Annotated in this window: 7 protein-coding genes; 4 read left to right on the top strand and 3 right to left on the bottom strand. The window is 66.6% G+C overall.

Going from position 1 to position 10,278, the window contains the following annotated elements; genetic code table 11:
* Together A3728_RS14725 and A3728_RS14720 are read left to right on the top strand one after the other, a co-directional pair.
* On the top strand, window positions 1-338 hold a 338-nt coding region (locus A3728_RS14725), incomplete at its 5' end, for an aminoacyl--tRNA ligase-related protein (protein WP_330220284.1).
* A gap of 116 nt (window positions 339-454) precedes the next feature.
* Window positions 455-1,171 (top strand): tryptophan-rich sensory protein, encoded by a 717-nt coding sequence (locus A3728_RS14720; RefSeq protein WP_067925193.1) that lies wholly within the window; start codon window positions 455-457, stop codon window positions 1,169-1,171.
* Between the two features lie 9 nt (window positions 1,172-1,180).
* Here the strand turns inward: A3728_RS14720 and der are convergent, their stop codons facing one another.
* From der to A3728_RS14705, 3 genes are all read right to left on the bottom strand, one after another.
* Complete coding sequence (gene der, locus A3728_RS14715; RefSeq protein ID WP_067925190.1) at window positions 1,181-2,647, bottom strand: ribosome biogenesis GTPase Der; 1,467 nt, start codon at window positions 2,645-2,647, stop codon at window positions 1,181-1,183.
* Between the two features lie 63 nt (window positions 2,648-2,710).
* Complete coding sequence (locus tag A3728_RS14710) at window positions 2,711-4,030, bottom strand: PQQ-like beta-propeller repeat protein (protein ID WP_067925208.1); 1,320 nt, start codon at window positions 4,028-4,030, stop codon at window positions 2,711-2,713.
* A 130-nt stretch (window positions 4,031-4,160) separates the two neighbouring features.
* Entirely contained in the window at window positions 4,161-4,862 is a 702-nt protein-coding gene (locus A3728_RS14705; RefSeq protein WP_067925188.1) for a tetratricopeptide repeat protein, read from the bottom strand.
* Between the two features lie 246 nt (window positions 4,863-5,108).
* Between A3728_RS14705 and A3728_RS14700 the strand changes: the two genes are divergently transcribed.
* Both A3728_RS14700 and A3728_RS14695 read left to right on the top strand, forming a co-directional pair.
* The gene (locus A3728_RS14700) at window positions 5,109-6,377 is read left to right on the top strand and encodes an efflux RND transporter periplasmic adaptor subunit (protein ID WP_067925185.1); all 1,269 of its coding nucleotides are present in this window, start codon (window positions 5,109-5,111) and stop codon (window positions 6,375-6,377) included.
* Window positions 6,374-10,252: an efflux RND transporter permease subunit gene (locus A3728_RS14695; RefSeq protein ID WP_067925182.1), complete on the top strand. Its 3,879-nt coding sequence runs from the start codon at window positions 6,374-6,376 to the stop codon at window positions 10,250-10,252. Before A3728_RS14700 ends, A3728_RS14695 begins: the two co-directional genes overlap by 4 nt.
* Window positions 10,253-10,278 lie beyond the last annotated feature (26 nt).

Raw genomic sequence — 10,278 nt, 5'->3', positions numbered from 1 at the left:
CCGTGATCCTCTGCACCGGCGATATGGGGTTCGGCGCACGCCGGACCTATGACATCGAAGCATGGGTGCCCGGCCAGAACAGCTACCGCGAGATTTCCTCGGTCTCCACCACCGGGGACTTTCAGGCCCGCCGTATGAACGCGCGCTACAAACCCGCCGACGGGGGCAAGCCGCGTTTCGTGCATACGCTGAACGGCTCGGGCCTTGCGGTCGGGCGCTGCCTGATCGCGGTTCTGGAAAACGGCCAGCAGGCCGACGGGTCGGTCAAGCTGCCCGAGGCTCTGGCCCCCTATCTCGGCGGCAAGCTGACACTGGACGCCAACGGCGCGTTGGCCTGACGGGCTTTCCGCCGCGCCGACTGCGGCGGCGCGGCGTTTGCCAAGGCTGGTCATATCCGCGAAGGTAGAGCAGCGCGCGCGGCCAACCGCGCGCCCAGCCGCTTGAAAGGCCTCCCATGACCTATCCCCAGCGAACCGCGCTCGCGGTCCTTACCCTCCTCCTCAGCATCAGTTTTGCGGCCTCCCCCCTTCTGGTGGAGGGCTTCGCCGGGTTCGACCCGGACCAGTTCCCCATTCCGCAGGAAGACCCGGCAGTACAGCCCGCAGGCTATGCCTTTGCCATCTGGGGGCTGATCTATGCGTGGCTGATCGCGGGGGCGGGATGGAGCCTCTGGAAGGCCCCGCGCGACCCGCAGTGGCATGACATGCGAAAACCGCTCTGCCTTTCGCTCGCCATCGGCACCGGCTGGCTGGCCGTGGCGGTGCTCAGCCCGGTCTGGGCCACCGTGTTGATCTGGGCGATGCTGCTCACCGCGCTGGCGGCCCTTTTCCTCGCCCCGGCACAAGACCCGCTCTGGGGGGCCGCACCCGTGGGGCTCTATGCAGGCTGGCTGAGTGCGGCGTCCTGCGTGTCGTTGGGCGTGGTTGCGGCGGGCTACGGGGTGTTGGACCGCACGATGGCGGCCATCGTTTTCCTGGGGCTTGCCATCGTGGTCGGTGCCTTCGTGCAGGCCGCCCTGCGCCGAACGCCCACCTATGGCCTCGCCGTGATATGGGCGCTGATAGCCGTGATCGTCGCCACCTACGAAGCGGATACGATCGTGGCGGCCGTCGCGGCAGGCGGCGCGGTCGTGATGCTGGTGCCCATGCTACGCGCCTTCCGCACCGGCTGAGCGGCCTTCCTAGCGGTCGCTGCGCCGGCCTTCGGTATGTTTGCGCAGCTTGGAGGGCGCGGCCTTCTTGCGGCCCTTGTAGGGATTCGCATCAGACTGGCCGCGCATCCACAGCCGTATGGGCGTGCCCGGCATGTCAAAGTCGAGCCGCAAGCCGTTGACAAGATAGCGATTGTAGCTTTCCGGCACCTTGTCGGGATGGCTGCACATCACGACGAAACCGGGCGGGCGCGTCTTGGCCTGCGTCATGTAGCGCAGCTTGATCCGCTTGCCCTGCGGCGCGGGGGGCGGATGCGCCTCCATCATGCCGGAAAGCCAACGGTTGAGCTGCGCGGTGGTGACGCGGCGGTTCCAGACCTCATAGGCGCGCATGATTGCGGCATGGAGCCGGTCGAGCCCCCGGCCCGTCTTGGCACTGACGGTGATCAGCGGCGCGCCGCGCAACTGCGGCAGAAGCCGCTCGAAACTTTCCTTCAGCGCCTTCAGCTTGCCCTGCCGGTCTTCCTCGATGTCCCATTTGTTCACCGCGATGACGACCGCGCGGCCTTCGCGCTCCGCCAGATCGGCGATACGCAGGTCCTGCTGCTCGAACGGGATCTCGGCATCCAGCAGTACCACGACGACCTCCGCGAACTTGACGGCGCGCAGACCGTCGCTGACCGAGAGCTTTTCCAGCTTTTCCTGCACCTTGGCTTTCTTGCGCATCCCGGCAGTATCGAAGATGCGCATGGGCACCCCCTGCCAGTCCGTCCGGAGCGAGATCGCATCGCGCGTGATACCCGCCTCCGGCCCGGTCAGCAGGCGGTCTTCGCCGAGTATCTGGTTGATCAGCGTCGATTTGCCAGCGTTGGGGCGCCCCACGACCGCGACCTGAAGCGGCTTGGCCGCGGTGGGCACCGGCATATCCTCGGTCTCTTCGGCCTCTTCCTCGGTCAGGTCCACATCCGTTTCAGGGGCGTCGCTTTCCGCCCGTTCGGCGAAGGCATCGGCCAGCGGCATGAGTTGCGTGTAAAGGTCATTGAGCCCCTCGCCATGTTCCGCAGACAGGCGCACGGGTTCGCCAAGACCCAGGGAATAGGCCTCGATCACGCCGGCATCGGCGGCGGCCCCTTCGGCCTTGTTGGCCGCAAGGATCACATGCGCGGACCGCTTGCGCAGGATATCCGCAAACACCAGATCGGAAGGGGTCACCCCCACCCGCGCATCGATCATGAAAAGGCAGATATCGGCCATGTCGACGGCCCGTTCGGTGAGCCTGCGCATCCGGCCCTGAAGGCTGTCGTCCGTGACCTCTTCGAGCCCGGCGGTGTCGATCACCGTGAACCGCAGGTCGGCCAGCCGCGCCGCACCTTCGCGCAGATCTCGGGTCACCCCGGGCTGGTCATCCACCAGCGCCAGCCGTTTGCCGACCAGCCGGTTGAACAGGGTTGATTTGCCGACGTTCGGGCGGCCGACGATGGCGAGGGTAAAGGACATGGCGCACAGGCTCCGGATTGGCCCGAAGGCCGGATGGAACCTGCGCCTTAGCTCATTTGCCGGTCAACGGAAAGCGTGCAGTTGCCCGTCGGCGGAGACCACGTAAAGCGTGCGGCCTGCGACAACCGGCGCCGTCGTGGCACCACCGGGCAGCGCCACGCTGCCCGTCAACGCGCCGCTCACCGGGTCATAGCTGCGCAGGAAGCCGTCACCCGACGCGACGATCAGCCGCCCCCCCGCAAGGATCGGGCCGTGGTTGGGGTGGATCTCCGACTGCCGCTTCGGCTTGTCCTTGACGAAATAGGGCAAGGCCACGCTCCAGATGCGCGCACCCGTCGCCGCGTCGAGACGTACCAAGCGGTTCAGATCCGTGATCGCAAAAACGCTGCCGCCCACGGGCAGCACGGGGCCTACCGCACCTTCCTTGACCGTCCAGCGCCGGTCGCCGCTGTCGATGTCCAGCGCGGCGAGCCGCCCGGACTGATTGCCGACATAGACGGTATTGCCCGAAACCACCGGCGCGCTGGTCACATCCGACACGCTGGCGAGTGCCCGCCCCGGGCGCCTGCCCACGACCGCTGTATCCCAGCGGCCCACGCCACCCTGCCGGAACACGCCTTTCACCTCGCCCGAGCCGAAGCCGAAGATGGCGAAAGTATCGGTAACGGCGGGTGCGGGCGCACCCAGCACATTGTTGATGTCGGTGCTGGCGCCGATCTGCCATGCGATGCGCCCGTTGGACTTTTCAACCGCCCAGCCCGTGTCATCGCCAGCGGTCAGATAGACCAGATCGCCGTAGACTGTCGGCGTGCCGGAGCCTGTCGCGTCCAACTCCTGCTGCCAACGCTGTGCGCCGGTGGCGGCATCGAGCGCGGCGAGGATGCCGAAACCGGAGGACACATAAAGCGTTCCACCCTCGACCACGAGCCCGCCACCCGTGGCCTGGCCCTGTGCATCCGTGGCCGGGGTCAGATCCCGCGACCAGAGCGTCGCGCCGGAGGTCGAGGTGGCCGTGACCCGCGCGCCCGCGTCCAGCGTGTAGATGCGCCCGTTCGCCACCACCGGATCAGCGGTGATGCGCAGCTTGCGGCTGTCGCCTGCGCCGATATCGGCGCTCCATGCAAGGCGGGGCGTCGCGCTCAGCGCCGGATGCGGCACGCGGTAACGCGGGGTGCCGATGGTATGGGTCCAGTCTGCGTTGACCTGCGCGGGGGGAAGCGAAATGGCCTGCGCCCGGTTCGGCGTATCCGTGTCCACGATATCCTGCGGCTGGCCCGTCCCCGACCGCAGGACGGAGCGGATGTCTTCACGCTTGCCGGGAAGATAGACTTCCTTTTCGGAGCATGCCCCCAGCAGCAGGGCGGCAACCAGCGTCCCGCCCATGAGGCGCAGGCCCCTGCGCGAAGCACCCTGCCCGTTGGTCGGACAGGCGGGGGCGGTCCGGGTGGAGGAAATATCGTTCATGATCCTGCTCGCTTTGCCTGTGCCGTGACGGATGCCGCTCCGGGGCGGATCATTGCGTCGGTTCAGCGGCGGTCTCGACATCGGCTGCCGCGACAGCCTCGGCGTCGGGTTCCCCGCCCAGCGCCACAATCACCTGTAGCGCACGCTGTTGCAAGTCCGGGGTGAGCTCCGCATCGTCGAGGATGGACCGATAGCGCGCGATGGCGGCTTCTGCATTGCCCTCTTCGATATCCACCAGCGCCAGTTGCTCGATCGCCAGCAGGCGCAGGGGCGCGCCGGGCTGGGCCAGTGCTTCGAGCGCCTGGCGGCGCTCTTCTACGGGGGCTTCGGCACCGCGCAGCGTCACGGCCTTGAACCGCGCGATCTCGCGGTAAATTTCGGGGATTTCCGGCGACAGGGCGACTGCATCCAGCGTTTGCGCGGCAGCGGCATCTTCGCCCGCCTCGGCCTGTTCGGCGGCGCGCAGCAGGGCCAGCACGGCGGCAGAAGCGCCGTCCTGCGTGGTTACCTTGTCCAGCGCGGCGGCCCGGGTGGCCGGATCGTCCGCCCGCAGGGCGGCCAGCATCGCATCGCCCAGCGCTTCGGCCTTCGCGCGTTCCTGTGCTTTCTGGTATTCGGTCCAGGCCGCGCCACCGACGATGAGCAGGATGGCAACCACCGCGATCCAGCCGTAGCGGCGCATCAGGCGATACAGCTTGTCGCGCCGGACCTCGTCGTTCACTTCGTCGATAAAGCTGTCGGTATCGCTCATGCGGCTTGGTCTCCGGGGCTTGATTTCGCACGTCATAGCGTGCCGCCGGGGGCAAGCCAAGGGCAAGCGGACGGCGAAGGGTCGCCCCGGCCCCGCGCGGAGGCTGAAAACCGGGCAGATCCTGTCGCCAAATGTCGCATCGAGGGCGGAATCGGGCGCCAAAAACTGGTCAGGGCGCGGGTTCTGGGCTAAACGCAGGTGGGGCCGCGCCTTCGGCCCCGAACGATCTGGAAGTGGGGGATCGAAATGCGCGTCTTTTCCATCATCGCGGCACTTGCGGTGACGCTCGCCCTCTACATGGTCGTATTCGAGCGGCCCGCCCTGCTCGCCGCCCTCGGGATGGGTGCGGAGGAGGCGACGGCGCCTGCACAGCTCACAAATGAAGCGGGGGGCGCTCCCACGGTAGGCAATGCCCCCACCGCCGGGAACGGGGCTGACCGGCTGGTGAAGGTCGTGGTGCAGGGGTCGACCGCCCGGACCATCGACAGCGCGGTCGTGCTGCGGGGGCAGACCACGGCGGCCCGGCAGGTCGATGTCCGCGCCGAAACCTCGGCGACCGTGGTGTCCGAACCGCTGCGCAAGGGGGCGACCGTTTCGGCCGGTGATGCGCTCTGCGTGCTGGATCCCGGCACGCGCGCAAACACCGTGACCGAAGCCCGCGCCCGGCTGGCCGAGGCACAATCCCGCGTGCCCGAGGCAGAAGCGCGGGTGGAAGAAGCAAAAGCACGGCTCGACGAGGCGTTGATCGCGCAGAACGCGGCCACCCGGCTGATCGAAGACGGCTTCGCCTCCCAGACCCGGGTGGCGGGGGCCGATGCCGCCGTCGCCGCGGCACGCGCCGGGGTCAGCACGGCGGACGCCGGGCTGAGCGCCGCGCGATCAGGGATTGAGGCCGCCAGCGCCGCCCTCGCCGCTGCGGAAAAGGAGATCGCCCGCCTCACCATCTCCGCCCCCTTCGACGGGCTTCTGGAAAGCGATACCGCCGAACTGGGCAGTCTGCTGCAGCCCGGTGCGCTCTGTGCGACGATCATCCAGCTCAACCCGGTGAAACTGGTGGCCTTCGTTCCCGAAACAGAGGTGGATCACGTGTCCCTCGGCGCCCCGGCGCGCGCCCGGCTTGCCGCGGGGGACCGCGAGCTGGAGGGGAAGGTAACTTTCCTGTCCCGCTCCGCCGATCCCACCACCCGCACATTCCGCGTGGAAATCGCGGTACCCAATGACGATCTGACGATCCGGGACGGCCAGACCGCCGAAATCGCCATCGCCGCCGAAGGCGTCCCGGCGCATCTGGTGCCCCAGTCCGCCCTCACGCTCAACGACGAAGGCACGCTGGGCCTGCGCCTTGTCGATGCGGAGGATGTCGTGTCCTTCGCCCCGGTCACGCTGATCCGTGACACCCGCGAAGGGGTCTGGGTCACCGGCCTACCGGAAGAGGCGGACATCATCGTGCTGGGGCAGGAATACGTCATCGCCGGGGTGCGCGTTACCCCCACCCGCCGGGACGTGGGCCAGTGAGCGGCATCGTAGACTGGGCCGCCAGCCGGGCGCGCATGGTGCTGGCCTTCATCCTGCTCAGCCTCGTGGTGGGGGCCTATGCCTATTCCACCCTGCCCAAGGAAGGCGAGCCGGACATCGAGATCCCGGCGCTCTTCGTATCGGTCAGCTTCCCCGGCATCTCGGCGGCGGACAGCGAAACGCTGCTGGTCAAGCCGATGGAAACGGAACTGGGCGATCTGGACGGGCTGAAATCCATGGCCGGCACCGCCGCCGAGAACTACGCCGGGGTGGCGCTGGAATTCGAATTTGGCTGGGACAAGACCAAGGTCATGGCCGATGTGCGCGACGCCATGAGCACGGCAGAAGCCAACTTTCCCGACGGGGCGGAGAAATATCTGATCAAGGAGATTAATTTCTCCGAATTCCCGATCATCATCGTCAACCTGACCGGCCCCGTGCCGGAACGCACCATGACGCGCGTTGCCCGTGATCTGCAGGACGACCTCGAAGCACTGGACGCGGTGCTGGAGGCCGGGATCGCAGGCAACCGCGACGAGATGCTCGAAGTGGTGATCGACCCGCTGCGGCTCGAAGCCTATGACGTGACCGCGGGTGAGCTTATTCAGGTGGTGCAGAACAACAACCAGCTTATCGCCGCGGGAGAGGTCGAAAGCGCGCAGGGCACCTTCGCGGTCAAGATACCCTCGTCCTTCTCCGGGGCGGAGGATGTCTATAACCTGCCGGTCACGACGAACGGCGACCGTGTGGTCACGCTGGGGGATCTTGCGACCATCAACCTCACTTTCGAGGACAGGCTGGGCACCGCCCGTTTCAATGGGGAAAAGACGCTTGCCCTGCAGGTGATCAAACGCAAGGGCTTCAACCTGATCGACACGGCCTCCGAAGTGCGGCGCATCGTGGAGGACCGCAGCGCGGCCTGGCCCGAAGGCCTCCGGGCGGCGGTCACCGTGGGCACCTCCAACGATCAGAGCCGGATCGTGGACAGCATGGTGCAACAGCTTCTTGGATCGGTACTGACGGCGGTGGCGCTGGTGATGATCGTGGTGCTGGGGGCCTTGGGTATCCGCGCCGCGTTGCTGGTGGGCTTCGCCATCCCCACCTCGTTCCTGTTGTGCTTTGCCTTTCTCGCGCTCATGGGAATCTCCATTTCCAACATCGTGATGTTCGGGTTGATCCTCGCGGTGGGCATGCTCGTCGACGGGGCCATCGTCGTGGTGGAATACGCCGATGCGCGCCAGCAGGAAGGCGTGGGGCCGATGCACGCCTATGTGGATTCCGCCAAGCGCATGTTCTGGCCCATCATCTCTTCGACCGCGACGACGCTCTGTGCCTTTCTGCCCATGTTGTTCTGGCCCGGCGTGCCGGGGGAGTTCATGGGGATGCTTCCCGTCACGCTCATCTTCGTGCTGAGCGCGAGCCTCGTGGTGGCGCTGATCTATCTGCCGGTCATGGGCGGCGTCACCGGGCGGCTGGAACGCTGGATGGCCGACAACATGCTGCGCATCGCCCGGCTGCCCTTTTACCTGCATCTGCTGCTCTTTCCGGTGGCGGTGGCGATGATCGCGGGGCCGGCGCTGCTCTTCGGGCCCATTTTCGCGATAGTGGGCGCGCGGTTCGCGGCGATGGACGGGCTGGACGTACTTGGATCGGTCATTCCGACCTTCGCGGTCGTCTTCGCCAGTCTGGTCGCGGCAGCGGCGCTGATGACGCTGCTTCTGGGCGGCGCGATGCTGTTCCTGCTGGGGGCCTTCGCCTTGCTGACGCGATTGGGTCGTTTCGGTAGCTGGCTGGCATCGCGTCTGTTCCGGCGGAGCAGCGAACGGATCGATGCGGGCTATCGCCGGTCTTTCTTCGGGCATGTGATCGCGGCGATCACTGGCAATCCGGTCATGCCGCTGGTGATGACGGGGGTCGTCTTCGTTTTTGTCGGCACGGTGATGATCTACTTCGGCAACAACAACCGGGGCGTCGAATTCTTTGTGGAGTCGGAGCCGGAACAGGCCATCGTCTACGTGCTGGCGCGCGGCAACCTGTCGTTGGAGGAAAAGGACGCGCTGCTGCAACAGGCCGAGGATGTCGTGCTGGCACATCCCGGCGTGCAGACGGCCTTTGCCTTCGCGGGCGAGGGCGGGCTCGACAGCAACACAGGCGGCGCACAGGCCCCCAAGGATTCCATCGGGCAGATTCAGCTTGAAACGATTCCTTGGGAAGACCGCCCCAACAGGAGCGAGCCGCTCTTTACCCTGCCCTTCATCGGCTATCAGCTGGCCCGCGAATACCAGGATCCGGCCTATGACGGCGATGTCATTATCGAGGATCTGACAGCACGGCTGCAGGAGATTCCCGGCATCCGGGTCGAGATTCTGGCGCAGGCCCGCGGCCCCGCTTCCGGCAAGCCGGTGCATCTGCGCCTGAAGTCCGACAGCTTCGCCGATCTCGTCGCCGCCACCGAAGCGGCCCGGGCCCGGTTCGAAAAAACCCCCGGCCTCACGCTGATCGAAGATACCCGCCCCCTGCCCGGGATCGACTGGCGCATCGACGTGGACGTGGAAAAGGCCGGTCAATACGGGGCGGACGTGATGACCGTGGGCGCGATGGTCCAACTGGTGACGCGGGGCCTGCTGCTCGACACCATGCGGGTGGACAGCTCTGACGAGGAAATCGAGATCCGCGTCCGCCTGCCGGAAGATGATCGCGTCCTGTCCACGCTGGATACGCTGAAAGTGCGCACCCGCGACGGGCTGGTGCCGCTGTCGAACTTCATCACCCGCACGCCGGTGCCGAAACTGGCCGAAATTTCGCGGATCGATCAGAAACGGCATCTGGACATCAAGGCGGATGTGTTGCCCGGCCTCGTGAAACTGGTGCCTGCGGGCAGCGGCGATGATACCGCCTTGCCCGAACCTGTCGCGACCCTCCAACCGGTGGACCCCGGCATGCCCGCTGACGTCACGACGGTGGACGGCAGTTACCGCGCGATCCACCTTTCCGGCGATGTCGCGGCGGCCACTCTTCAGCGCGAACTGGACGCGGGCGCGCTGCGCGTCCTGCCGGTGAACGCCAATGAACGCATCGCCGAGATCGACAAATGGCTCGCGACGACGCCCTTCGCTCTGGGCGTCACCTCTGAATGGACGGGCGATCAGGAGGATCAGGCCGAAAGCCAGGCATTCCTCAGTTCCGCCTTCAGCGCAGCACTGGGGTTGATGTTCATCATTCTGCTCGCCCAGTTCAACAGCATCTACAATTCGGTGCTCGTGCTGGTGGCGGTCGTCCTGTCGACCACGGGCGTGCTGATCGGGATGCTGGTGATGGACCAGACCTTTTCGATCATCATGACCGGCACCGGCATCGTGGCGCTGGCCGGAATCGTGGTGAACAACAACATCATCCTGATTGACACCTATCAGGAGTTCGAGCGCTACATGCCCCGGATCGAAGCGATCATTCGCACCGCACAGGCGCGCATTCGCCCGGTGCTGCTGACCACGATCACCACCATGGCGGGGCTTGCGCCCATGATGTTCGGCCTGTCGCTCAACTTCACCGAAGGCGGCTACACGATCGACAGCCCCACCGCGCTGTGGTGGAAGCAACTGGCGACGGCGGTGGTCTTCGGACTGGGCGTCGCCACGGTCCTGACGCTCATGGTCACCCCCTCGCTGCTGGCGATCCGGGTCTGGGCCACCACCTATATCCGCTGGATCGCGCGGCTGCTTGCGAAGCTGTCGCTCGGCCGGGCCAGCCGCGCCGCACAGGACTGGGCCCTGCGCCGCGACGCCCGCCGCCTGCGCAGCGCCGAACTGATCTGGCAGGAAAAGGGCACAATACGCCCTGCCCCGCCTCCCAAAGGGCTGCGCGTCGCGGAATGACGCCGACGTGACCGGGCGTGCCCGCC

Origin of the sequence: Sulfitobacter sp. HI0040 (assembly GCF_001634885.1) — a bacterium.
Lineage (GTDB): Bacteria > Pseudomonadota > Alphaproteobacteria > Rhodobacterales > Rhodobacteraceae > Sulfitobacter.
This window is presented reverse-complemented; position numbering and strand designations above follow the sequence as displayed.